Annotated in this window: 19 protein-coding genes; 4 read left to right on the top strand and 15 right to left on the bottom strand. The window is 65.7% G+C overall.

From position 1 onward, the window contains the following. Positions 1-5 precede the first annotated feature (5 nt). Entirely contained in the window at positions 6-2,270 is a 2,265-nt protein-coding gene (gene katG, locus RMR04_RS29965; protein ID WP_311912141.1) for a catalase/peroxidase HPI, read from the top strand. Between the two features lie 118 nt (positions 2,271-2,388). Here the strand turns inward: katG and RMR04_RS29970 are convergent, their stop codons facing one another. From RMR04_RS29970 to RMR04_RS30010, 9 genes are all read right to left on the bottom strand, one after another. Continuing rightward, the gene (locus tag RMR04_RS29970) at positions 2,389-3,438 is read right to left on the bottom strand and encodes an amino acid ABC transporter permease (protein WP_311912142.1); all 1,050 of its coding nucleotides are present in this window, start codon (positions 3,436-3,438) and stop codon (positions 2,389-2,391) included. Then, the gene (locus tag RMR04_RS29975) at positions 3,435-4,598 is read right to left on the bottom strand and encodes an amino acid ABC transporter permease (protein WP_311912143.1); all 1,164 of its coding nucleotides are present in this window, start codon (positions 4,596-4,598) and stop codon (positions 3,435-3,437) included. Before RMR04_RS29975 ends, RMR04_RS29970 begins: the two co-directional genes overlap by 4 nt. Before the next feature lie 89 nt (positions 4,599-4,687). After that, positions 4,688-5,269: a YdcF family protein gene (locus RMR04_RS29980; protein ID WP_311912144.1), complete on the bottom strand. Its 582-nt coding sequence runs from the start codon at positions 5,267-5,269 to the stop codon at positions 4,688-4,690. Positions 5,270-5,457: 188 nt separating this feature from the next. After that, complete coding sequence (locus RMR04_RS29985; protein ID WP_311912145.1) at positions 5,458-6,486, bottom strand: amino acid ABC transporter substrate-binding protein; 1,029 nt, start codon at positions 6,484-6,486, stop codon at positions 5,458-5,460. A gap of 221 nt (positions 6,487-6,707) precedes the next feature. Beyond that, positions 6,708-7,307, bottom strand: coding sequence for a short chain dehydrogenase (locus tag RMR04_RS29990; protein WP_311912146.1), 600 nt, complete (start codon positions 7,305-7,307; stop codon positions 6,708-6,710). Then, the gene (locus tag RMR04_RS29995) at positions 7,304-7,666 is read right to left on the bottom strand and encodes a MerR family transcriptional regulator (RefSeq protein ID WP_311912147.1); all 363 of its coding nucleotides are present in this window, start codon (positions 7,664-7,666) and stop codon (positions 7,304-7,306) included. Before RMR04_RS29995 ends, RMR04_RS29990 begins: the two co-directional genes overlap by 4 nt. 271 nt (positions 7,667-7,937) lie before the next feature. Then, positions 7,938-8,981, bottom strand: coding sequence for a GMP reductase (locus tag RMR04_RS30000; protein WP_311912148.1), 1,044 nt, complete (start codon positions 8,979-8,981; stop codon positions 7,938-7,940). A 121-nt stretch (positions 8,982-9,102) separates the two neighbouring features. Next, positions 9,103-10,038: an acetamidase/formamidase family protein gene (locus tag RMR04_RS30005; protein ID WP_311912149.1), complete on the bottom strand. Its 936-nt coding sequence runs from the start codon at positions 10,036-10,038 to the stop codon at positions 9,103-9,105. Between the two features lie 23 nt (positions 10,039-10,061). Next, the gene (locus RMR04_RS30010) at positions 10,062-11,153 is read right to left on the bottom strand and encodes a DMT family transporter (protein WP_311912150.1); all 1,092 of its coding nucleotides are present in this window, start codon (positions 11,151-11,153) and stop codon (positions 10,062-10,064) included. A gap of 369 nt (positions 11,154-11,522) precedes the next feature. On the opposite strand from RMR04_RS30010, the gene RMR04_RS30015 reads away from it, so the two are divergent. Beyond that, positions 11,523-12,548, top strand: a complete 1,026-nt coding sequence (locus RMR04_RS30015; protein WP_311912151.1) for an AbrB family transcriptional regulator — start codon at positions 11,523-11,525, stop codon at positions 12,546-12,548. Between the two features lie 66 nt (positions 12,549-12,614). On the opposite strand, the gene RMR04_RS30020 is transcribed toward RMR04_RS30015, so the two are convergent. Continuing rightward, positions 12,615-13,787, bottom strand: a complete 1,173-nt coding sequence (locus tag RMR04_RS30020; RefSeq protein ID WP_311912152.1) for a glycosyltransferase — start codon at positions 13,785-13,787, stop codon at positions 12,615-12,617. A gap of 330 nt (positions 13,788-14,117) precedes the next feature. Here RMR04_RS30020 and RMR04_RS30025 point away from each other — a divergent pair, with 330 nt between their 5' ends. Next, a complete protein-coding gene (locus tag RMR04_RS30025) occupies positions 14,118-15,170 on the top strand; it encodes a glycosyltransferase family 2 protein (protein WP_311912153.1) in 1,053 nt (350 codons plus the stop codon). Between the two features lie 2 nt (positions 15,171-15,172). On the opposite strand, the gene RMR04_RS30030 is transcribed toward RMR04_RS30025, so the two are convergent. From RMR04_RS30030 to RMR04_RS30040, 3 genes are all read right to left on the bottom strand, one after another. Next, positions 15,173-16,474 (bottom strand): O-antigen ligase family protein, encoded by a 1,302-nt coding sequence (locus RMR04_RS30030; RefSeq protein WP_311912154.1) that lies wholly within the window; start codon positions 16,472-16,474, stop codon positions 15,173-15,175. Beyond that, on the bottom strand, positions 16,474-18,909 hold the full coding sequence (locus RMR04_RS30035; protein WP_311912155.1) for a Wzz/FepE/Etk N-terminal domain-containing protein: 2,436 nt from the start codon (positions 18,907-18,909) through the stop codon (positions 16,474-16,476). The genes RMR04_RS30030 and RMR04_RS30035 overlap by 1 nt, the downstream gene beginning before the upstream one ends. Positions 18,910-18,976: 67 nt before the next feature. Continuing rightward, a complete protein-coding gene (locus tag RMR04_RS30040) occupies positions 18,977-20,062 on the bottom strand; it encodes an endo-1,4-beta-xylanase (RefSeq protein ID WP_311912156.1) in 1,086 nt (361 codons plus the stop codon). 119 nt (positions 20,063-20,181) lie between these two features. On the opposite strand from RMR04_RS30040, the gene RMR04_RS30045 reads away from it, so the two are divergent. Beyond that, the gene (locus tag RMR04_RS30045; protein ID WP_311912157.1) at positions 20,182-21,447 is read left to right on the top strand and encodes a lipopolysaccharide biosynthesis protein; all 1,266 of its coding nucleotides are present in this window, start codon (positions 20,182-20,184) and stop codon (positions 21,445-21,447) included. On the opposite strand, the gene RMR04_RS30050 is transcribed toward RMR04_RS30045, so the two are convergent. Together RMR04_RS30050 and RMR04_RS30055 are read right to left on the bottom strand one after the other, a co-directional pair. Next, positions 21,398-22,288 carry a DUF6492 family protein gene (locus tag RMR04_RS30050; RefSeq protein WP_311912158.1) on the bottom strand — a complete coding sequence of 297 codons (891 nt, stop codon included), beginning with the start codon at positions 22,286-22,288 and terminating at the stop codon, positions 21,398-21,400. The two genes, RMR04_RS30045 and RMR04_RS30050, sit on opposite strands and share 50 nt — an antisense overlap. Further along, positions 22,285-23,091: a WecB/TagA/CpsF family glycosyltransferase gene (locus tag RMR04_RS30055; RefSeq protein WP_311912159.1), complete on the bottom strand. Its 807-nt coding sequence runs from the start codon at positions 23,089-23,091 to the stop codon at positions 22,285-22,287. The genes RMR04_RS30050 and RMR04_RS30055 overlap by 4 nt, the downstream gene beginning before the upstream one ends. Between the last annotated feature and the right edge of the window lie 463 nt (positions 23,092-23,554).

The raw sequence follows: 23,554 nt of genomic DNA on the forward strand, positions 1-23,554 counted from the left end.
GAAGCATGAATGCGAAGACTGAAGCGGGCGCGGGAAAATGCCCGGTCGCTCACGGCGCCAGTGGCGCCCAGAGCCGCGACTGGTGGCCCAATCAGCTGCGCGTCGATCTGCTGAACCAGCACTCGTCCAAATCCGACCCGCTGGACCAGGCCTTCGACTACCGCCAGGAATTCGGCAAGCTCGACTATGAGGAGCTGAAGAACGACCTGCGCAAGCTGATGACCGACTCGCAGGATTGGTGGCCCGCCGATTTCGGCCATTATGGCCCGTTGTTCATTCGCATGGCCTGGCATAGCGCCGGCACCTATCGCCTCGCCGACGGCCGGGGCGGCGGCGGCCGCGGCCAGCAGCGCTTCGCTCCGCTCAACAGCTGGCCGGACAATGTCAGCCTCGACAAGGCGCGCCGCCTGCTCTGGCCGATCAAGCAGAAATACGGCCAGCGGATTTCCTGGGCCGACCTGATGATCCTCACCGGCAACGTCGCGCTCGAGACCATGGGCTTCCGTACTTTCGGCTTCGCCGCTGGCCGTGCCGACACCTGGGAACCCGACCAGGATGTCTACTGGGGCCGTGAGACCACCTGGCTCGGTGGCGATGTGCGTTATGCTCACGGTTCGGAAGGCGTGGCGAAGCCTGCCGACGAAGCCGTGCTCGTGTCGGACGACAACGCCGACGGCAAGGTGCATTCGCGCAACCTCGAAAACCCGCTCGCCGCAGCGCAGATGGGCCTGATCTACGTGAATCCGGAAGGCCCGGACGGCAATCCCGACCCATTGCTGGCCGCCAGGGACATTCGCGACACCTTCGCCCGCATGGCGATGGACGACGAGGAGACCGTGGCGCTGATCGCGGGCGGCCACACCTTCGGCAAGACCCACGGCGCCGCCCCGGCCGACAATGTCGGACCCGATCCTGAAGCCACGGATCTGGAAGCGCAGGGCTTGGGCTGGCACAACCGCTTTGGCTCCGGCAGAGGCGGCGACACCATCACCAGCGGCATCGAGGTCACCTGGACGCAGACGCCGGCGCAGTGGAGCAATTTCTTTTTCGAGAACCTGTTCAAGTTCGAATGGGTGCAGACGCGCAGCCCCGCCGGCGCGATCCAGTGGGAGGCCAAGGACGCGGAGGCCGTCATCCCCGACGCCCATAATCCGGCGAAGAAGCACAAGCCGACCATGCTGACGACCGACCTGTCGCTGCGCTTCGACCCGGCCTATGAGACAATCTCGCGCCGCTTCCTGAACAATCCGCAGGCCTTCGCCGAGGCCTTCGCCCGCGCCTGGTTCAAGCTGACCCATCGCGATCTTGGGCCCCGTTCGCGCTATCTCGGGCCGGAAGTGCCGAGGGAAGAGCTGATCTGGCAGGATCCGGTGCCGGCCGTCGATCACCCCTTGGTCAATGACGCCGATGTCGCCGCGCTCAAGGCCAAGATCGCGGCCTCGGGCTTGACGGTATCGGAACTCGTCGGCACGGCCTGGGCCTCGGCCTCGACCTTCCGTGGCGGCGACAAGCGTGGCGGCGCCAATGGCGCGCGCCTGCGCCTGGCTCCGCAGAAGGACTGGGAGGTCAACCAGCCCTTGCAGCTCGCCAAGGTGCTTTCGGTGCTGGAGGGGATCCGGTTCGCGTTCAACCAAGGCGCAAGCGGCGGCAAGACGATCTCGCTGGCCGACCTGATCGTGCTCGCCGGCAATACCGGCGTCGAGCAGGCGGCGAAGACCGCGGGCCACGACGTGACCGTGCCATTTGCGCCCGGCCGCACCGACGCCTCGCAGGCGCAGACCGACATCCATTCCTTCGAGGTCATGGAGCCGGCCGCGGACGGCTTCCGCAACTACCAGAATGCGGCGCTCAAGGTGCCCGCCGAGGCGGTGCTGATCGACAAGGCGCAGTTGCTGACGCTGACCGCGCCCGAACTGACCGTGCTGATCGGCGGCCTGCGCGCGATCAACATCAATGCCGACGGAGCCACGCATGGCATCCTGACCGACCGACCGGGCGCGCTGACCAACGACTTCTTCGTCAACCTGCTCGACATGGGGACGCAGTGGAAGGCGGTCTCCGAGGCCAAGGACGTGTTCGAGGGCATCGACCGCAAGAGCGGCGCTCCGAAATGGACCGGCACCCGCGTCGATCTCGTCTTCGGTTCGAACTCGGTGCTGCGCGCCTTGGCCGAGGTCTATGCCAGCTCGGATGCGCAGGAGAAGTTCGTGAAGGACTTCGTCGCGGCCTGGACCAAGGTGACGAATCTCGATCGCTTCGACCTGGTCTGATCCAGGCGTAAAAAGCCTTCAGCGGCCGTCTTTGACGGCCGCTGAAGCACATCCGATTATAAATCTTGAGCCCCGAACCTGGTAGTGCCGGCTCGTTGAAGACTGGGCCATGCAGGTTTCAGCGCTGCCTCTGGCGGCCGCTGCGTTCCAGCGCCCGGCTCCAGCGCGACAGGCCGTAGCAGATCAGCCAGTAGATCCCGCCGGAGAAGAAATAGGCCTCCATGTTCATGCCGACCCAGGCCGGATCGGCGAGCGAGGCCTGGGCGATGCCGAGCAGGTCGAGGATCGAGACCACCAGCACCAGCGTGGTATTCTTCACCAGCGCGATGAACTCGTTCGTCATCGCCGGCAGCGAGATGCGCAGCGCTTGGGGCAGGACGATCAGCCCGGTCGCTTTCCAATAGGTCAGGCCGAGCGCTGTCGCAGCCTCGCGCTGGCCCGAAGGCAGGGCCTGCAGGCCACCGCGCACGGCTTCCGCCATATAGGCGGCGATGACCAGGCCGAGCCCGATCACGGCGCGCGCCAGCCTGTCGATGCCGACGCCGCTGGGCAGGATCAATGGCAGCAGCAGCGAGGCGAGGAAGATCACCGCGATGATCGGCACGCCGCGCCAGAATTCGATGAACAGGATGCTGACGAGGCGGATGACCTTGAGCTCGGATTGCCGCCCGAGCGCGAACAAAATGCCGAGCGGGATCGCGATCAGGCTGGAATAGACCGAGATGAACAAGGTCAGCATCAGCCCGCCCCATTCGCGCGTCTCGACCGGCCCGAGGCCAAAGCCGCCGGCCAGGAGCCAGATGCCGAGCGGCGGCAGGATGACGAGGGCAAGCAGGCCCAGCCGCAATTGCAGGCGCTTCGGCGCGAAGACGATGGCCGCGACCGAGAGCAGGAACAGGATGCCGGTGAGATCGACACGCCAGCGCTGGTCGGCCGGGTAGAGCCCGTACATGAACTGGCCGAAACGGGCGCGGATGAAGACCCAGCATGCGCCGCCGGCCGTGCAGTCGCCCCGCGACGTGCCCACCCAATTCGCGTCGATCAAGGCCCAGCGCAGGAACGGCACCGCGATCCAGGCGATGCAGAACGCGATGACGAGCGTGCCGACCGCCGTCGCGGGTGTGCCGAACAGGCGCTTGCGCCAGAGCGGGAAGGTAGCCTCGCTCATCGCGTCACCAGCGCGATCCTGGCATTGTACCAGTTCATCAGGGCCGAGACGGCGAGCCCGATGACGAGATAGACCGCCAGCGTCATGGCGATGATCTCGATCGCCTGGCCGGTGTTGTTCAGCGCCGAGCCCATGAACAGGCTGACCACGTCGGGATAGGCGATGGCCGCGCCGAAGGAGGAGTTCTTCAGCACGTTGAGATACTGGTTCGTCATCGGCGGCATCATCACCCGCAATGCCTGGGGGATGGTGACGAAGCGCAGGATCTGCCCGCGCCGCAGGCCAAGCGCCGAGGCGGCTTCGGTCTGGCCATGCGGCACGGCCTGGATGCCACCGCGCACGATCTCGGCGATGAAGCCTGCCGTATAGGTCACCAGCGCCGCCAGCAGCGCGACGAATTCGGGGATCACCACGAAGCCGCCGCGATAGTTGAAGCCGCGCAGGATGGGGATGTCCCAGCGTGTCGCCAGGCTCGCCCAGGCGATGGCGAGGATGGGGACCAGGATGACCAGCACGGCGCCGATGGCGAGCACGGGCGCATCGCGGCCGGTGCGCTCCTTGCGCCTGCGCGCCCAGAACGCGACCAGCCACTGCGCCAGCCAGGCCAGCAGGATCGCAGCCACGGCCCAGCGGAAATTGGCGGGCGCATCCGGCAGCGGGATCGTCAGCCCGCGATTATTGAGGAAGGCGATGCCGAAGACGCTCAGGCTGTCGCGCGGCGCCGGCAGGGCAGCGATCACGCCGAAATACCAGAACAGCACGAAGAACAGCAGCGGGATGTTGCGGACGAACTCGATATAAGCCCCTGCCAGGGTCGAGAGCAGCCAATGCGAGGACAGCCTTGCGATGCCGAGCACGAAGCCCAGAGCCGTGGCCAGCACGATCGCGATCACCGTCACCAGCGTGGTGTTGGCGACGCCGGCCCAGAACAGGCCAAGGATATTGTCGGCCTGGGTATAGCTCGTCAGCACGAAGGGCACGTCGATGCCCGAGGTTCGCCAGAGGAAATCGAAGCCCGAGGCAATGCCGGCCTTGACCATGTTCTGCGAGGCGTTGCGTACGAAATAGATGGTCAGGGCGACAAGCCCGACGATGAGCGCGGCCTGGTAGATCCAGTCGCGCACGCGCTTGTCGTTGATGAGGGCGAGGGCTTTGGTCAAGAAACCTATATCCTGATCTCTAATAACAATTTTGTAGAAAGCCTGGAAATTCTCTAATTTCGAGATTCCGCATTATTAAAAGCGGCGTTCTATTGCGGCCATTCAGCGATAAACCCGTTGGCCATATAAGGTTGGATTTTATCCCATTCACTGAGCACTCGCGCACAAAGTTCCGGATCCGTATGCCAGAGTGCATTGGGCGTTTCGTAGTGATTTACGACAACGAGCATTTTCTCAGGCTCCGGCCAGTGGCGATGAAGCGTCATCGGATACCGGCGCGAAGTCCAGAGGTTACCAAGGCAAATCACGGTGCGGATCGTGTCGAGACCGAGATGCGCGTCGATGATCGGCAATGAGAATATGACGTTCTCGCCAGTGTTCGTCGCCTTGTGCTCCTCGAGGATCGAATCAGCGGGCACCCCGAGCGACACAAGCCCCGCCTTGATGATGTGACACTCGGTCATGTCGGAGCCTGGCGTAAGGCCGCCACTGACAATGAGCCAGCGGCAGTAACCATCGCGCCAGAGATGATAAGCCGCATCGATGCGCTCTTTCACGCCATCGCGCGTTCCGAATACGAACAACAGGTCGGCTGGTTTGAGCTCCGTGGTTAGGAGATGCTCACTGTCGATCCGGGCAATTTCATCGGAATTCGGTACTCGGCCGATCATCCCCAAATATCCAAATCACATAAGATTGTTGCCCGAAACGCGCCATTTAGCTGAACGTCGAGTCGCAAGCACCACCGTGATGCTTGCGACTCTGGTGTGAAGCCCGGATCAGCGCGGCCTACGCCGCTTGTCCGAGATGACGGCGCGCGTTCATGAATCGAGCTAGGAGCGGCAGAACCGCTCAGCTCTCACTGGAACGGCGGGGTGAAGAGCAGGCCGCCCTTGGTCCAGAGCTGGTTCTGGCCGCGCTCCAGCTTCAGCGTCGAGCCCTGGCCGACGGTGCGCTCGAAGCTCTCGCCATAATTCCCGACCTGCTTGATGACCTTGTACATCCAGTCGTCGGGCAGCCCCATCATCGCGCCGAAGCCGCCTTCCGCGCCGAGCAGGCGGCGAACTTCGGTGTTCTTGGAATTGGCCTTCATCTCGTCGACATTGGCGGAGGTGACACCGAGCGCCTCGGCGGCGATGGTGCCGTTCAGCACCCAGCGCACGATCAACTGCCAGCGCTCATCGCCCCAGCGCGTCACTGGTCCCTGCGGGTCGTTCGAGATCGGCTGGGTCAGGATGATGTGCTCGTCGGGCACCTTGAGCTTGACGCGCTGGCCGGCGAGCGCGCCGACGCCGGCGGTGTAGGCGTCGCAGCGGCCGGAATCATAGGCGGTGATGGCGTCGTCGTTCTTCTGGAAATTGGTGATGGTGACCTTGAGGTTGCGCTCGCGGAACCAGTCGGCGGCGTTCTTCTCCTCGGTCGAGCCGGCGGCGACGCAGACCGAGGCGCCATCGAGATCGGCCGCCGTCTTGGCGTTGGCCTTCTTGCGGACGATGAAGGTCTGGCCTTCGTAGAAATTGATGCCCTGGAAGTTGAGGCCGAGCGTCGCATTGCGCGAGAAGGTGATGGTCGAATTGCGGGCGAGCACGTCGACCTGGCCCGATTGCAGGATCGGCCAGCGCTGCTGCACCGAGGTCGGGGTGAACTTGACCTTGGTCGCGTCGCCGAGCACGGCGGCCGCCAGCGCCTTGCAGTAATCGACATCCAGCCCGGTCCATTCGCCCTTGTCATTGGCGAAGGAGAAGCCGGGCAGGCCGAGATGCACGCCGCATTCGATGTTCCCGCGCGCCTTGATCGCATCGAGCGTCGGGCTCGGAGCGAGTTGTTGGGCGTTCGCCAGCGAGGCGCCGGCGGCGAGGAACGCCGCAGCCAGAATTGTTGTCTTCATGATCGTCGCTCTCCCCGAAGCCGTGGGCGGCTTTTCGTACTGAAGCGGCGACTATGCAACAGCCGGGGCGAGAGTGGTAGCGGGGGCGGCGACGGCTTCAGATGGATTGCAGTCATCGAACCCGTCGCAAAAGACCTCGTCTGCAACAGATTTTTGCGACAGGAATAGCTGCGACTTCCCAATTGGGCCCCTTCGTCGCGAAGCCTGGAAATTCCGCGAATCTATTGGACGATGATCACCTTGCCGGTGATGGCGCCTTCCACGCTCTTTGCGTAGGCAAGCCCTACCCGCTTTGACGAAACGGGTTCATGGCCGGGGAACCATTCCCCGTATCTTGGCACGGAAACATCTAGCAGGCCGGGACTCACGACATTGATGCGAAGGCCGCGAGGCATCTCGATCGCCGCGCCAAGAACAAAACCTCCAAGCGCGCCGTTCGCCGCCGCCGCGCCTGTCCCCATCCGGATAGGATCGCGATCGAGCACCCCACTTGTCAGCGTGAACGAGCCGCCATCGCTGACGCTCGTCAAACCTGCCAACACAAGATTCACCTGCCCCATGACCTTGTGGCGCAGGCCCAGCATGAATGTCTCTTCGGTGAACTCGGCAAGCGGGCCGAAATGGACGGTCCCGGCGGTCGAAATCACGGCATCGACCTTGCCACATTTCATGTACATGGCGTCAACCGAGGAGCGGTCAGCCATATCAACCTGAATATCACCGCTCGACCGTCCGGCCCGGATGATGTCGTGGCGAGAGCCCAACTCCTCACAGGCTGCCTTACCGATATCGCCTTCGGCACCGACGACGATAATCCTCATGACGCCCTCTTCGCCAATTCGTCATACCGTTTGAGCTTGTAGGCGAGGAGTTCAGCGCAACGGTCCAAAGCAGCGCGGCGCTTTTCCAATTGCGTGGCGTGATCAAGAAGCACCGCCCTGCGTTCGGACAGCGTTTCGTTCCCCTGCTGATAGAGCTGCGCAAAATAGCGCATCCGCTCCATTGGCATGCCCGTCTCGCGCAACGAGGACAGAAGAACAAGCCACTCGACATTTTCGCCGGAGAAGTCCCGCTGCCTGTCGCTTCCTCGCCTAATTTTCGGAAGCAACCCCAATGTTTCGTAGTAGCGGATGGTGTCGATGCTCAATCCGCTTGTGGATGCCGCTTCCGAAATACGCATATCCCTGCTGCCCATCGCCTGCCAACACCATGCAGGCTAGCGAGCTGGAGTAGCTCCAGGTCAAGGAAGAAAACGCTTCATTCGAGCTGACTGGGCTCGTCGCTTTAATCCCGACTAAAGCGGCGGCAAATCGCCCGATCTTGCAACGTCGCGGAATGGGGCTTTTCGCAACAATGCAATGTCCGCAGCGCGGCGGGGCAGCCCCTCTCAGAGCCCGGCTGGATGAAGGCGAAGGACCTTTCCAAACAGTCTCTAGCCCGGCCGACCCCCATCACCCCCCGAACACCGTGTTCAGCTGGCTGCCGACCATGATGAAGGTGGTGCGCTTGGGCACCTCCTTCAGCCTGACCGCGCCGATATAGGTCATCGCCGAACGCACCCCGCCCATCAATTCCGACATCGTGCCTTCGACCGGGCCGCGATAGGGCACCTCGACGGTCTTGCCCTCGGAGGCGCGGTATTTGGCGACGCCGCCGGCATAGCGCTTCATCGCCGTGTCAGACGACATGCCGTAGAAGGTCATGCCGATGGCGACCCTCTCGCCATCGCGCTCCTCATAGCGGATCTCGCCCTCGCATTCGTCATGGCCGGCCAGCATGCCGCCCAGCATAACGAAATCGGCGCCAGCACCATAGGCCTTGGCGAGGTCGCCCGGCACGGTGCAGCCGCCATCGCCGCAGACCAGGCCCTTCAGCCCGTGCGCCGCATCGGCGCATTCGATGATGGCCGAGAGCTGCGGATAGCCGACGCCGGTCATTTTGCGCGTGGTGCAGACCGAGCCCGGCCCGATGCCGACCTTGACGATGTCGGCGCCGGCCAGGATCAGCGCCTCCGTCATGTCGCCGGTAACGACATTGCCGGCCATGATCGCGGCATCGGGAAAGGCGGCGCGCGTCGCCTTGACCGTGTCGACGAATTTCTCGGTGTAGCCATTGGCGACGTCGAGGCAGATCTTGCTGATCGGCGCCTTCGCATGGACGGCCTTGAGCTTGTCATGGTCGCTCTCGGTGGTGCCCAGCGAATAGAAGGCGTTGGCGGCTTCGGGCTCCTTGAAAAAGGCGATCAGCTCGTCGGCACCGTAATGCTTGTGCAGGGCGACCATGGCGCCATGCTTCAGCAGCGCGCGGGCCATCGCCATGGTACCGACCACATCCATATTGGCCGCGATCAGCGGAAAGCCGCTCCATTCCGTGCCGGTATGGGCGAAGCGGAAACCGCGGGTGACGTCGACATGGGCGCGGCTGCCCAGCGTCGAGCGCTTGGGCCTGATCAGCACGTCGCGGAAGTCGAGTTTTGGATCGTTCTCGATGCGCATGGTCGGGCCTCCGACGGCAGCTCGGCGCACGCAGAGGGTCGCGTGCATCGATTCATAGCCGCTCGGGGCCGCGAGAGGCAATCCAGACCGTAGCGCTCGACGTTCCCTGGATTGCTTCGGCTTACGCCACCAGGCTCTTCGCCAGCATGCAATGCACGCCCTTGGAGCCGTTGACCGTCTGGGTCACGCGCAGATCGGCGGCGAGGCTGCACAGCATATAGGCCTCCTCGCGCGCGAGCTTCGTGCGCCCGACGATCAGCGCGATCATCTCGCGCAGCGCCTTCTGGGCGCAGATGTCCAGATCGGGATCGATGCCCATGGTGATGTGGTGGGTCGGCGTCTCCGCCCGGGGCGTCGTGAAGGACAGGTCCTCGCGCAGGATGAACTCGAAGGTGCCTTCGAGCGCGGTCTCGATTGCGGTGACGCAGACCTCGCCATCGCCCTGCGCGCCATGGCCGTCGCCGCAGGAGAACAGCCCGCCCTCGACGAAAACAGGCAGATAGAGCGTCGAACCCGCGACCAGTTCCTTGTTGTCGAGATTGCCGCCGAAGGCGCGCGGTATGAGCGAGGTCAATTTGCCCCAATGCGCCGGGGGCGCCGTGCCCATCACGCCGAAGAAGGGCGCCAGCGGCAGTTCCATGCCCCAGGGCAGATGCGCCAGATTGGTTTTCGCATCGAGCCCGATATGGATCAATTTATGCGTGTCGAACTCGTCGGGCAGCGTGCCCGAGAGCGGCTTGATCATGGTGTAGCCCCAGTCGGTGCGCAGCTTCACCTCGCGGATGCGCACCTCCAGCACCTGGCCAGGCCTGGCGCCCTTCACCGCGACCGGGCCGGTCAGGATATGGCCGGGCACCGAACGGTCTGCCTTGGCATGGATCTCGTGGATCTCAGGCAGGACATGGAAGCCGGATTTCGGCTGCGCCTCGGCCGGGCCGGTGACGGTGCGGATCGTGACGCTGTCGCCGCTCTCGATGCTGAGCACAGGCTTGAGCGCAGCGTCGAAGAAGCCCCAATGGCAGGTCGAAAGGCCGGCTTCGAGCAAATGATGGGTCACAGGCGGCCTTTCGAACGGGGTGGTCAGGTCAAGGGCCCGGGCGGGCTGGGGGCGAGCACCGGCCTGGCATTCTTCCGGATGGTGTAGAGCGTCGCGCCGATGACGATGGCGGCGCCGATCCCGGTGGTCAATGCCGGGATTTCGGCGAAGAACACGAAGCCGGTGAAGCAGGACAGGATCAGCCGGGTGAAGTCGAGTGGCGCGAGCGCGGCCGCCTCACCGACCTGATAGGCCCGCGTGAGCAGCCATTGTCCCGCGGTGCCAAACAGGCTGAGCACGACGAGCCAGAACCACTGCTTCGGGCTCGGCTGTATCCAGAACCACCAGCACGGCACGGCCAGCACCGCCATCAGCACGACGCCCTGATAGAGCAGGATGGTCTCGGTGCGCTCGGTCGCCGCCAGCATGCGCACGCTGACGGTGACGCCGGCGCCAAACAGCGCGCCGGCGATCGAGGCCAAGGCATAGATGTTGAGCCCGCCTGCGGAAGGATCGAGCATGATCATCACGCCGGCGAAGCCGATAATGGTGGCGATCCAGCGCCGCGAATCGACCTTTTCCTTCAGCACGAGCACGGCGGCGATGGTGACGAAGAAGACCTGGCTGAAGCCGATCGCAGTCGCTTGCGCCAGCGGAATATGGATGACCGCCGAGAAGCCGCACAGCATCGAGGCGAGCGTGATGAGGCCGCGCGTGATCTGCAGTCCGGGACGCGTCGTTCGCATCAGCATCGGCAGCGCCGAGCCCGCGATCGCGACGATGACCAGGCTCATGATGATCTGGCGGATCATCAGGATCTCGATCAGCGGGATCGCGGCCCCGACATGCTTCATCGCGCCGACCATGACGGCGTAAACCAGGAGCGACGACAGCATATAGACCGAGCCGCGCAGATTGGGGCTCGCAGTGAGCCAGCGATGGGCGAGGCCATGTCGCAGCCGGGCGATCCAGCCGCGCTGCGCGGGCGCGGTGACTTTGGATATCGCGCTGAGAACGATGGGGGGAGCCGCCTCCGCAGGCGGCTCGTCGGCATGCAGCGGACGGAACGAGGCGTCTGAGACGTCGTCATCGAAACCCGAACGGTCCTGCCGCCCGGTTAGTCGCTCTTCGCTCATCGCCCGAACCATCGGCCGCGCTTTTTGGCGCGCGGCTCAGTTTCCATCCCCGATGCGAAACCATTGATGAAACGGGCATTGTCCGCCAGAGGCCCGGACACATGCCTGGGTTGTGTAGGGCGAACCGGCCGATGCGTGGTGACGGCAAAGTTGGCGGCGGCAAGGGCGGCATTCCGGCCCCGATCTGTTGCGCCCGGGCAAAGGCGTGTAGGAGGCCTCCATCTTCCGCGGGCGGGTGCCTGCATCACGCTTTGCCAGAGTTCAAGTCTTGCCAGGGTTCAAGTCGGACGTATGAGGGATCTGCTGTCGAGTCTGTCGGGGGGCCTTCGCGCACTCGCGCCGGGGCGCTTCCCTTATCGGCGTTTTGCGTTGGCGTTGGTCCTTGGCGGTGTCGGCGGCTGGCTCTTCGTGCAGGGGCGGCTGCCGCTGCCCTGGATGCTCGGCTCGATGGTGGTCTGCACGATCGCAGCCCTGCTGCGTGTGCCCATCGCCGCGCCGCCGGTGATCCGACCGCCGATGACGATGGTGATCGGCGTCATGCTCGGCGCCGGCTTCAAGCCGGAGGTGATCAGCCAAATCCCCAACTGGTTGCCGACCATCGCCGGCCTCGTCCTGTTCATGTGCGCCTGCGGCTTCGTCTGCGTCGGCTATTTCCGCAAATTCGCAGGCTTCGACCCGGTCACCGCCTTCTTCGCCGGCATGCCGGGCGGTCTGGTCGAGATGGTCACGGTCGGCGAGGAAAAGGGCGGCGACGCCCGCATCATCGCGCTGATCCACTCCGCCCGCATCCTGCTGGTGGTGATGACGCTGCCCTTCATCGTGCAGTGGATCGGCGGCGTTCCGCTCGGCGGCACGCGGGTTGCGGGGCCGTCATTCCAGCAGACGCCGCTTTTCGCCGAAATCACCTTGCTGGCCTGCGGGCTGGCCGGCATCGTCGTCGGGCACTGGCTGAGATTGCCGGCAAAGTTCCTGCTCGGGCCGATGCTGGTCAGCGCCGCGGTGCATCTGGCGGGGCTGAGCAACGCGGTTCCGCCTTTCGAGATCGTCAATGGCGCGCAGCTCGTGCTCGGCGTCACCATCGGCTGCCGTTTCGTCGGCACGCCGCCGCGCATCATCCTGCGCGTGCTCATGCTCTCGGTCGGCTCGACGGTGCTCCTGCTGGCGCTGACCTTGAGCTTCGCCTGGCTGGTCGCGCTGGTCTCGGTCCACGGCCATGTGCCGTTGATCCTGGCCTATTCGCCGGGCGGCCTCGCCGAGATGAGCCTGATCGCGCTGGCGCTGCACACCGAGGTCGCCTTCGTGGCAGCCCACCACATCATCCGCGTCTTCCTGGTGATGGTCTGCGCCGGCCCGCTCTTCGGCGTCATCATCGGACAACGCAAAACGGCCGAGTAGCGCATGGCGCCCGCTTGGCCCCCCTGAGCCCTCATTCTGAGGAGCAGCGGAGTTGCCAACCGCTTCTCAGCGCGAAGCGGCCGCGAGCCCCTGCGCCAGCCCCGCCGCCAATGCCGCGCGTTGGCCGGCCATGAAAGCGGCCCCATCCAAGCGCTGCCGGTCGCCAGTGCGGATGGCGCCGAGGCGCGCGACCAGCGCCTGCGCGAAGGCCGGGGGCGTATCGGCGATGCTGAAATTCGCCGGCATCTCCGAAAAGCCCCGGCAGGACAACGTCGTCGCCACCGCGGGCAGGCCGAGTTGCATCGCCTCGATCGTCTTCAATTGCACGCCCGTGCCGGCGCGGCTCGACAGCGCCAGAATCCGGCAGGACCGCAGGAAATCATCGGCATCGGGCACCCTGCCGACAAGCTTCACCTGCGGCGGCAGGTCCGGCATCTCGCTCGGCAGCCGGCCGGCGACGGCGACCGTGATCTCGGGCGGCAGCAGCGGGCAGATCTCGCGCAGGAACCAGTCGAGGCCGATGAAGTTCGGCGCCCAGGTCCAGGTTCCGATCAGGCCGATATCATAGGCGGGCGCGGGCTCCGTCGCCTCGACGGGAGCGTTGCGGGCGGAGCCCGAGACCAGCGGCAGCGCCGCCGACTTCGCCTGATATGCCGGGCCCAGCACGGCGCGATCCTCCTCGGCCAGGGTCCAGACGAAGCGCGCCTCGTCCCAAAGCCGGCGCTCGATGCGCTCCAGCAGCCTTGCCTCGCGGGCGAAGAGCCAGCGCAGCAGCGGGTTGGCGCTGTGCGCCGCGCTCTGCCGCGCCGAGACATGCTCGATATTGTGTTCGACCAGCACGCAAGGACCCAGGCTGAGCAATTCCGGGAAGGCGCCGGGCAACATCACCGAATTCAGGATGAGCGCGTCGAACGGTCCATGCGCGCGCACCGCTTCGATCAAGCGGCCCTCACCAGCCAGCCGGAGCTTCGCGCAGGCGACCGGCAGGCCCTTCGCCAGGGCGGATAAAATCCATTGCAGCTTGCGCCGGGCCGGCACGGCGGCGTTCTCGATATCGATGGCGTCGATCACGACCGCGCCTTCAGGCTGGGCCGGAATCTCGCCCGGCCGCAGGAAGCCAATGGCGGTGACCTCATGGCCGGCGGCGCGCAATGCATCGAGGATCGCGGCATTGGCGATCTCGAAACCGGTGTCGGGCCGGGCGACCGGGATCAACGAGGTCAGGAAGGCGAGGCGCAAGACGGGCGGCCCTTTGGCGGTGGAGGCCGCGAGAGAGACGCAGATCCTATCGCAGGGTCAAGTCCAACCGAGTACCAGCGTCAATGCTTTCTGGCACTTGGCCCCCGTTCCGCGCCGATCGCGCACACGGAACCTTAAGCGCCCTGATGCAGTCTAGTGGAACGAATTTGACATTTGCGACCCGCCCGATATCGGCCGCGCGGCAAATGTCAAATTCATAAGTTCCACTAGAAAACCAAAGATTTGCTAGTGGTTTTGGTGATTCCGACATTTGCTCCGAGCTCGATATAGAACGGGGAGCAAATGTCGGAATCAAACCACTAGTGCGCCATGGCCCTGACCGAGAATGACCCGATCTTCGATGCCGCAGCCGCAGCGCCGCTCGCGGTGACGGGCTTCGACGCGACTGAGACCTTCACGATCATCGCGCGCTCGCCTGACGCGGCCTTGCGCGGCGTCGAAAGCGTCGTCTGCGTGCCGACCTTCAAGCGGCCCGACATGCTGGAGGCGACCTTGCGCTCGCTGGCCGCGCAGCGGGGCGGGCATGACTTCGCGATCATCGTCGTCGAGAATGAGGGCGTCGAGCGTGCCGGCGCCATTCGCGCCAAGGCGCTGCTGGAAGCCGGCCTGTTCAAAGGCCTCGTCATCGTCGAGCCGCGCCAGGGCAACTGCAAGGCCTATAACGCAGCCTGGCGCTGCGCCCTGACACGGTTTCCGGCGCTGAAACAGGTTCTCGGCATCGATGACGACGAGCAGGCCGAGCCCGGCTGGCTCGGCGCCTTCCTGTGCGCGGCGGAGACGGCCCCAGCCGAGCTCTTCGGCGGCTCGGTCACGCCGGTTTTCGAGGATGCCTCGCGCACCTGGCTGAAGGCGCACCCGGTGTTCCGCTCGCATTACAGCGTCACCGGCCCGATCCCGATCCTCTACTCCAGCGCCAACTACCTGATCCGGCGGCAGGTGCTGGAGCGGCTGGGTTTCCCCTTCTTCGACGAGAGCTTCGATTTCACCGGCGGCGGCGACAGCGATTTCTTCTCGCGCGCCAAAGCCGCGGGCTTCCGCTTCTGGTGGGTGCAGGAGGCGGCTCAAGCCGAGACCATGCCGGCAAGGCGCAGCGAAACCGGCTGGATCGCGGCGCGCGCCTTCCGCAATGGCGCGCTCTCGGCGCAGATCGCACGGCGCCAGCAGCCCGGCCCGGCGGGACGGCTCAGGGTCCTGGCGAAATCGCTCGTACTGCTCGCGGCTTCGCCCTTTCGCGGGCTCGCCTTGGCCCTGCGCACGCATTCGGTCCTGATCGGGCTCTATCATGCGCAGGTGGCGCTGGGCCGTCTGATGTCCGAATTCGGCGTCGCCAACGAGCAGTACCGCAAGCCGGAGAAGAACTAGATCTAAGGCGTAACCCGGTATTTCGAAGTCAGTCTCAGCCCGATCACCGAGACCAGGAGCGCGAACCAGACCGGGTCGGCGCGGCGGAAGAAGAAGCTCTCCAGGCAGGCCGAATAGACGCAGAACAGCCAGATCCGGAAGAAGAGCTCGGCCAGCGCCTTGTTCTCGGGCGTGCGCAAAACGCGGTGATGGTCGCGCAGCGGCAGCAGGATCAGCACGATCAGCCCGAGCATCAGCCCGGGAATGCCGAGCCCGATGGCAAGGTCGACATAGCCGCTATGGCCATGGACCATGCCCTGGGCGATGCCGGTCTCGCCTTCGCCGATATCGGCGAACATGACATAGTCGCTGTGCCAGAAGCCCTCAAAACCATAGCCGAGGATCGGCCGGTTCCAGAGCCGATCGAGCGCGAATTTCCAGATCTCGGTGCGACCGGTGAAGGTCTGGCCGGGGCTGAGCGCCTGCAGGATGGTGTCGATCGGCTTGAACAGCACGGAGCCGATGGTTGCCGTGAGCAGCAAGGCGAGCGGGCCGAGCGCCAGCAGCGCGCGCAGCCACAGGCTCCTGATCCGTGCACAGGCGAGCCCGACCAGCACGACGAAGGGCCCGAGCCCCATCGAGGTCTTGGAGCCGGTGAAGAACAGGAAGACCGTCGCGAGCCCAGCGAGCGTCCAGCCCAGGCGCGGCGACGTCGTCATCACGAAGATGCCGATCAGCACGAAAACCACCATCATCGCGCCGGCGATGTTCTTGTGGTCGAACAGGCCGCGCCAGGCCCCGGCATGCTCGGGTTCGAGCGCGTCCCCGGCCGAATGAACCGCGATGTCGGGGTAGATCACGAGGCCCGCATAGCAGATCAGCACCACGATCAACGACGCCGTGCCGATGAGGCTGGCGAAATGGCGCCGGCCCTGGGGCAGCAGCATGCCCGAACCGGCGATCGTCAGCACCACCAGCGTGAAGCGGAAGGCGCGCATCGAGACGTCGGGATTGGCGGACTGGATCACGCCGATCGTCATCCAGGTGATCAGCAGGATCCAGCTCGGCCTGAGATAGGCCTGGGCCGCCCGGCCGCCCGACAGGGCGGCGCTCGTGATGCCGAGCACGGCGATCAGCGAGAAGCTGAGCTGGTTGATGACGTTCGAGGTGTCCTCGTTGGGAACGTCGTAGCTGCCCTTGAACGGGCCGGTCGAGATCCAGACCAGCAGGAAGGCCGCAACGAAGACGAAACCGCGCAGATAGAGGCCGGCTTCGCTTCCGGCCACTGCGGGCGTCGCGCGCGCCTCGATGCCGGTCGCGCTCATCAGGCTTCGTTGACGACGAAGCCGCGGATCTTGGCGGCGTTGGGGCCAAGTGCGTCATGGGCCTGCGCCAGATCGCCGGCGGCGACCTCGCCCTTGCGGATGACGAGGATGATGTCGTCGACGGCGTCCGCGAAGCGTTGCGACAGGCCGTCGCTGCCCAGCGCCGCGCCGTCGATCACGATGGGTCCAAAACGCCGCGCTGCAGCGAAGAAGCTATCGCTGATCTGCTCCGGCGTGACGAGATCGACCCGCCCGACGCGGGGCAGGAAGAACAGCCCAGTGCCTTCGTCCTGCAAGGCGGCGCGCACGAGACCGGCCGCCCCCGTCGCGATCTCATAAAGGCCGGTTTGCGCGTCCCCCGCGAACACCTTGGTCAGGCTGTTCTCGCCGAGGCCGGCATCGACCAGCAGCGCGGGCAAGCCCTCCTGCGCCGCATCGAGCGCGAGATTGAGCGCGAGCGTCGAGGCGCCGGCATTGGCGCGCAGCCCGAGCACCAGGACGCGGCGCCTGGCACTGGAGGCGCCCTCCTTGGCCAGCGCCATCCCGGCTGTCCTGATCGCCTTGGCGAAGGCGGCGTTGGGCTTGTCGAGCACATCGACGAGATGCGCCTTGGACTGGAAGACCGAGCGCGGCTCGTCCTCGTTGCGCCGCCAGCGCCGGTGCCTGACGGCCGGCAATGTGGCGAGCAAGGGAGCGGTGGCGGCCTGGACGATCTCGGGAAGGCGCTCGGCCTGCCCGCCCTGGATGGTGGTGAAGCGCCGCCAGCCCGTCTTCGCGCCAGCGGGCTGGGGGGCTGGCGCGGTCGGAGTTGTGTCCGGAACAGGAGCGGGAGCGAGATCTTCGGGCGGGCTCGCTTCGGCGGCAGGCGCGTCCGGCTCTGCGGGCGCTGGCATGCGCGCCCGACGCCGCCAGAAGCTGAACCCGGCCACGGGCTGCGCGGCGGGCGCCGGAAGCGGGGCGCTGGCCATCAGAGCCAGTCCGATCGCGAGCATGGCGCCCACGCCGCCGCCGCCGATGCCGCCGAGCATCGCGATGGTCCGCCGTGTGATGCCGCTCTTCTCCAGCGGCGGCATGGCCTGGCTGATGATGCGGGCATTGGTGGTGTCGATGCCGGCGAGTTCGCCGGTTTCGCGCGCGCGCCGCAGAAAGGCGTCGTAGACGACGCGAGAGGATTCGACCTCGCGCTCGAGCTCGCGCAGCTCGACCGAGGCGCGGCTCGCGGCATATTGCGTCTTGGTCAGCTGGTCGACCCGCTGGGAGATCTGGCGCTCGGCCTCGACGGCGCGGTCGTACTCGACCTTGGCGGCGCGGCCGATGCGGGCGAGTTCCTCTGCGATCTGCCGGCGCGCATCGCGCACCTGCGCCTGCGCCGAGGCGAGCGCGGGGTGGCGCGCGCCCAGGGAGGCAAGCAGATCGGCCTCCTTGTTCAGCGCTGCGCCGAGCTGCGAGCGCAGCGCCGTCATGGTGTTGGAGGCGACGGCCTCGGGCACCGCGCCGGCCTCGATGCTGGCGGCGCGTGTCGCCAGCGTCTGGTCATATTTCGCCTTGGCCTCGGTCGCCCGCGTGCGCAGCGCCACAAGCTGGGCGTTGTTCAGCGCGAGCTGCTCCTCGGTCATCGATTTGCCGCCGAAGCCAACGATGTTGTTGGCTTCCTTGTATTTCTCGGCCTTGTCCTCGGCGAGGCGCAGGCGGTTGCGCAATTCTTCCAGGCGGCCGGTGAGGGCGCCGGTGGCGCGCTGCGCGGCATCGGCCCTGACCGAGGCCTGGTCGTCGAGATAGGCGTTGGCCAACGCATTGGCGATGCGCGCGGCCTTCGCGGCCTCCTTGGACGTCACGGAGATGTCGATGACGAAGGTGCGCTCGCCGCGCCGGACAGCAACGCTCTTGTCGAGCGCGGCCAGCGCGTAGAGCATGCCTTCATGGGCCGGTGCGCCACTGCCCGGCAGAAACTCGGACAGGATGCGCATCAGTCCGGACTTGCTGGCCTCGCCGCCGAATTCAGGATCCTTGTCGAGCCCTTCACTCTCGACGACGCGCGATTTGATGCTGTCCGAGGCGATGACGCGCGCCTGGCTTTCGAGATAGCCGGTGATCGAGGTCGGGTCCCCGCTGACCGCGTTCGGCGAGACCTCATTCTGGAGCACGCGCAGGTCGCGGGGGTCGATGAAGAGCTGCGCCGTCGAGATGTATTTCGGCGGCAGCATCAGGCTCGCCAGCCCGGCGAGAACGAGGCCCAGCAGCGCCGAGAGGATGATCAACCCCTTGCGGTTCCAGAGCGTGGCGGCGAGCCAGGCCGGATCAGTCAGGCGCGCGAGCGCGTCGGGCGCAGCTGCGGCTGCAGCCGGGGCCTGTGCCTGCTTGCGGCGCTCCGGCGGTTTTTCGGCGGGCTCGTCCGCTGCCGTTTCAGTGGTGGTGAACATTATACCACGCTTCACTCTGTCGCTCCTGCCTGAGCGTCGACGGCGCTGATCGCCGCTCCGCAGGCATGCATCCGGCCAGGCATCAACCCGCGCTCCGTCGATAACGGTTGAGCACGTTCATCATCAGTTTCGGCTTGTAGTCGGCGTCCAGCGGCAAGGGCCGCGCCTTCGCCGTGTCTTGCCGCGGAAAAGTCTCGTGAATCCAGGAATAGCGGTCGCTCAACCCCCAGGTCACGATCGCCTTGGGCGGGCGGGCCGTGGTGACGGCGTTGAGATAGGTCGAGACCAGGCTGGCGGCGGCGCGATCGCGCGTCGCCGCGTCGGCCGGCAGCTTCCAGTCGATCACATCGAGCTCGGTGACCTCGACATCGAGCCCGAGCTTGCCGAGCGCGGCGACGAAGGCCTGCACGGCCGCGGCATCGATCGGCTTATCGGCGTAGAGATGGGCCTGCATGCCGACGCCATGGATCGGGATGTTTTTGTCCTGCAGCTTGCGGACGAGGTCGAGCGCTGTCTGCCGGCGCGCGGCGATCAGCGGGCTCGGCTCCTCGAAGGCGAAGTCGTTCAGCACGAGCCGCGCCTTGGGATCGACCCTGGCGGCGGTGCGGAAGGCGATCTCGACATGTTCGGGGCCGAGCAGGCGTTGCCAGAGCGTATCGCGCATCGGCTCAGGGCGCGGATCGAAGCGGATGACCTCGTTGACCACATCCCAGGTCGCGATCCGGCCCTTATAGCGGTCGACCACCACCTCGATATGGCGGATCAATTCGCGTTCGGCCTCAGCGCGGCTGGTCATCGCCTTGGCCCATTGCGGCAAGGCCTCGCCCCAGAGCAGGGCATGGCCGCGCAGGGCCTGACCGTTGCTCTGCGCGAAGGCGACGAGCTCGTCGGCGCCCGAGAAGTCGAACCCGGCCCGGTCGTGCCGCAGCGCCTCCCATTTCAGGTCGTTCATCGGCACGATCACGTCGCAATAACGCTTCAAGGCGTCGCGATAGAGCGGGTCGGCGCGGAAGGTCTCGATCTGCGCGGCCGAGCCGAATGGAATCGGGGCGGGCTGCGCCGCCGCGCGCGAAGCCGTGAGCCCGGCCGCAACCAGCCCGGCGCCAGCGAGCAGCGCGTCGCGCCGCGTCGAAGGCGCGTCATACCGGGGCAAGGCGGGCTCGTTCATCGTGCGGTCAAAGCTCCGTTTCGTTTAGGGTCGCTCAACGCCTCTCGGCTAAGGAAGACGGGAAATTCGGCAAAGCGCAGGCACGAGCCGAGCCAGCCATCGCTGCTTCAACGGGTTCCATGTCGCCTGACCGCTCCACCATCCTGACCTACCTCACGATCCTGAGCGGCTCGGCAGGTCGGCTCGTCATCTCCCTTGTCTACTTCCTCATCGTTGCGAATACGTTGACTCTCGGCGAATTCGGTTTGTTCGCGACCGCCTCCGCCAGCGGCCTGATCCTATCGCGCTTGCTGGCCTTCGGCTTCGTCTCACCGGTCTACCGCGTCGCCACCGTCAAGCCGCGATTGCTCGGGGCCTATCTCGCCGGCTTCGCCGGGCTTGCCTGCCTCTCCGTTCCGGTCATCATCCTTGCGGCGGCAGGCGTCTACCTGGCCCTGTTCGCCGATCGGCTCGCGCTCCTGCCCTTCGCCCTGATCATCGGCGCCGAGATCGTCGGCTGGCGACTGGTCGAGGTCGTCGCCATCATCAATAACGGGCTGCGGCGCTTCCGCGAGGCGGCGCTGCTCGTCATCATCGGCTCGTCGCTGCGGACGCTGGCCGCGATCCTGTTCTATCTTTACGGCCATGCCAGCCTCGCCGTCTGGGCCTGGGCCTATCTCGCCACCACGCTGGCGACGGCGCTGCTCGCGCTCGCATTCTTCCTGCCGAAACTGCGCTGGCGCCTTGCGCATCGGCTTTATCCGCGCCGCATGGCCGACGCGCTCTACGCCAGCGCCGCCGAGATCGTCTTCTATATCCAGGCCGAGCTGGACAAGCTCCTGGTGCTGGCGCTCGCCGGAGAGCGCACGGCCGGGCTCTACGCCATCGCGCTGCGTGTCGTCGATCTGACCGCGATGCCGGTGCGCAGCTTCAATCAGATGCTGGTGCAGAAGATCATGCAGGAGCGCGGCCTTGGCGGCGGGCTCGGGCGGCGGGCGCTGATCGAGTTCGGCATCGCGCTGATCTCGGTCGCGGGGCTTGCCGCCATCATCCTGCTGCTGAAGCCGTTTCCGGGCGCGCTCGGCCGCAACGTCTCGGAGGCGGCTTATCTCTTCCTGCCGATGCTGCTGGTGCCCGCCTTCCGCAATCTCATCGAATATCACGCCGAATTGCTCTATGCCCGGGAGCTCACCGGTTCGCGCATCGTGCTGCTCTGCGCCGTGACGGCGCTGAAAGCCGCGCTGGTCTCCTGGGTGATGACGCGCTTTGCCGCCGGCGATGCCTGGGCGCTCTGGCTCAACGCCGTCTTCGGGCTGGTCTACATCCTGTCGGCGGCCGTGACCTACCGGCTGCTGGCTACTGCGCCTCGAACAGCGCCTTCAACCGCTCGACCGGCTGGCCGATGAAGGATTGCACGCCGACCGCGACCTGGCCCTCGTCGAGGACATCCTCGAAGGAGCGCAGGCTCGCAAGCCCGCCGGCATCGCCACCCCAATAGACCTTGCAGAGTTCGAAGCCGTCCGGGGTGTGGCCCGCAGCCTCGAGGCCGAGCACGCGCTCCACGAAGTAGCCATAGATCATATATTCCGAGAATTGCCGCTGGGAGGCGATCGCGCTGACCCAGTCGCGACCACTGATCTGCTCGATACGCGTCAGCAGCGCCCGGACATTGTCGCTGCGCCAGCTCACCAGATTGTTGATGTAGTCGGGGCTGGGCATGGCCGGCTGGGGCAATCCGAGCAGCCGCGCCGCCATCTCGCACCAGGCGACATGCTCGCTCATGTCCGCGGTGATGCCGGCGGGCTTCACATAGAGGCGGACCGCCTGGCCCTCGCCGAGATAGGTCAGATCGAACGGGCGCAGGAACAGCATGTCGGAATCGGCGAAGAGGATCACGTCTTCGCCGCTGACCAGCGGCAGGGCGAATTTCCGCAATTGCTGGGCGTGCCAGCCGCGCAAGGGCGGGATGCCGCGCCGCAGCGCGCGAAAACCGGTCCAGACCCGCCGCCGGCCGAGCGCGAGCGGATCGGGCCGGGATTTGAGCCAGGATGGCAACAGCGCGGATTCGGCGATCACCTGCCGGCGCGGACCTGCCAGCGGCTTGAACAGCGCGACGTCCTTATCCTCGACCAGCAGGTAATGCATCGCATGGCCGGTGACGAAGCGGTCGATGCTGGCGCAGAGCAGCCGGCAGCGCTCGATGTCGCCGGCATAGCTCGGCGTGGCGATGGCGTAGCTCGGTTTCATCGCGTGGATCGACGCTCGAACAACCGGGCGCGCAGCATGCGCAGGACGAAGACCGGATTGCCGAGCACGTAACGGCGCCAGAGCCGGCTGGGTTCCAGCCAGAGCCGGAAGAGCCATTCCAGCCTCAATTGGCGGAACCCCTCGGGGGCGCGCGGAACCTCGCCGGCCAGGAAATCGAACAGGGCCCCGACGCCGGCCGCAACCGAACAATGCTGCGCACCGAGCCTCCCGGAGATCCAGCGTTCCTGTCGAGGATTGCCGAAAGCGACCAGAAGCAGGTCCGGCGGTGTGGCCTCCAGCTTCGCCAGCAGCCCGGCCTCCTCACTGGGAGCAAAATAACCGTGACTGAGCACGCTGAAGCGATGCTCGGGATATTGCAGGGACAGGCGCACGGAGGCGCGGGCGGCGACACCAGGGCGCCCGCCGATCAGGGCGACGCGCAGCCGCCGCTTTTCCATCGCGAGCAGGCCGGGGATGAAGTCCGTGCCGTTGAGATTGGCCGGGAAGCCGGCGCCATGCAGCAGCCAGCCGCCGAGATCGACGCCAAGCCCGTCGGCGAGGACCAGGAAGCCCGCAAGCTCGCGGCGCAGCGCCTGGTCATGTGCCGCCAGATTGACGAGATGGGCGTTGCAGAAGGCGAGCTTGAGATGCCGGCGATTGGCCATTGCGTCGCCGACTTCGGCAAGCGCGTCAGCACGCGTCAGCACCGCGATCCCGATGCCGCCAATATCGCGCGTGGCGAAGCCGGGCTTGGCCGGGGCGTTCGCATGGCTCGCGAGATCAAGGGATAGGGTGGCGACCACGGGTTCACGTCTTGCTCAATGGAACTGGAGCTTACGTCAGCGCCGATAGGAGCTATGGGTCAAGTTGAACCAAACGGGAGGGTGAACGGCTTCTTCCTGCAATTGTAGCTACCGGGTTAATCGAAAAGCGCCGTAAATCGAAGGTCTGTTTCGATCCGGCACGTTGTCGAGACGTCGCTTGCGCAATTGCAACTAGGCGTTGAAAAATCTGAACTTTCTGCGGCGCACGCTTCATTTTGGCACGGCGCCTACCGGCTCGACGATTACCGATATGGTTACTGAAATCTACCGTTTGGCATCACGTTTTAATGCAGCCCGGGTAACGGCGCGTTCCTGGCTGGCCTCTGCTCCAGCCGAACCCGCGCTTCCTGCGGGCGGGGCCTTATGCCGGAACGGGTTCACAGCCTCGGCGATCACGCACGAGAACCGGATGATGTCAGATTGGATTACTTGGTGATCCCAT

The organism is Bosea sp. 685 (assembly GCF_031884435.1).
GTDB lineage: Bacteria > Pseudomonadota > Alphaproteobacteria > Rhizobiales > Beijerinckiaceae > Allobosea.

Excerpts from the sequence above, each read along its gene's own strand:
- RMR04_RS30040 (WP_311912156.1), bottom strand. The coding sequence starts at position 20,062 with ATGAACGAGCCCGCCTTGCCCCGGTATGACGCGCCTTCGACGCGGCGC.
- RMR04_RS30045 (WP_311912157.1), top strand. The coding sequence starts at position 20,182 with ATGTCGCCTGACCGCTCCACCATCCTGACCTACCTCACGATCCTGAGC.
- RMR04_RS29990 (WP_311912146.1), bottom strand. The coding sequence starts at position 7,307 with ATGAGGATTATCGTCGTCGGTGCCGAAGGCGATATCGGTAAGGCAGCC.
- RMR04_RS30000 (WP_311912148.1), bottom strand. The coding sequence starts at position 8,981 with ATGCGCATCGAGAACGATCCAAAACTCGACTTCCGCGACGTGCTGATC.
- RMR04_RS30030 (WP_311912154.1), bottom strand. The coding sequence starts at position 16,474 with ATGAGCGCGACCGGCATCGAGGCGCGCGCGACGCCCGCAGTGGCCGGA.
- katG (WP_311912141.1), top strand. The coding sequence starts at position 6 with ATGAATGCGAAGACTGAAGCGGGCGCGGGAAAATGCCCGGTCGCTCAC.
- RMR04_RS30025 (WP_311912153.1), top strand. The coding sequence starts at position 14,118 with ATGGCCCTGACCGAGAATGACCCGATCTTCGATGCCGCAGCCGCAGCG.
- RMR04_RS29980 (WP_311912144.1), bottom strand. The coding sequence starts at position 5,269 with ATGATCGGCCGAGTACCGAATTCCGATGAAATTGCCCGGATCGACAGT.
- RMR04_RS29995 (WP_311912147.1), bottom strand. The coding sequence starts at position 7,666 with ATGCGTATTTCGGAAGCGGCATCCACAAGCGGATTGAGCATCGACACC.
- RMR04_RS30010 (WP_311912150.1), bottom strand. The coding sequence starts at position 11,153 with ATGAGCGAAGAGCGACTAACCGGGCGGCAGGACCGTTCGGGTTTCGAT.
- RMR04_RS29970 (WP_311912142.1), bottom strand. The coding sequence starts at position 3,438 with ATGAGCGAGGCTACCTTCCCGCTCTGGCGCAAGCGCCTGTTCGGCACA.
- RMR04_RS30050 (WP_311912158.1), bottom strand. The coding sequence starts at position 22,288 with ATGAAACCGAGCTACGCCATCGCCACGCCGAGCTATGCCGGCGACATC.
- RMR04_RS29985 (WP_311912145.1), bottom strand. The coding sequence starts at position 6,486 with ATGAAGACAACAATTCTGGCTGCGGCGTTCCTCGCCGCCGGCGCCTCG.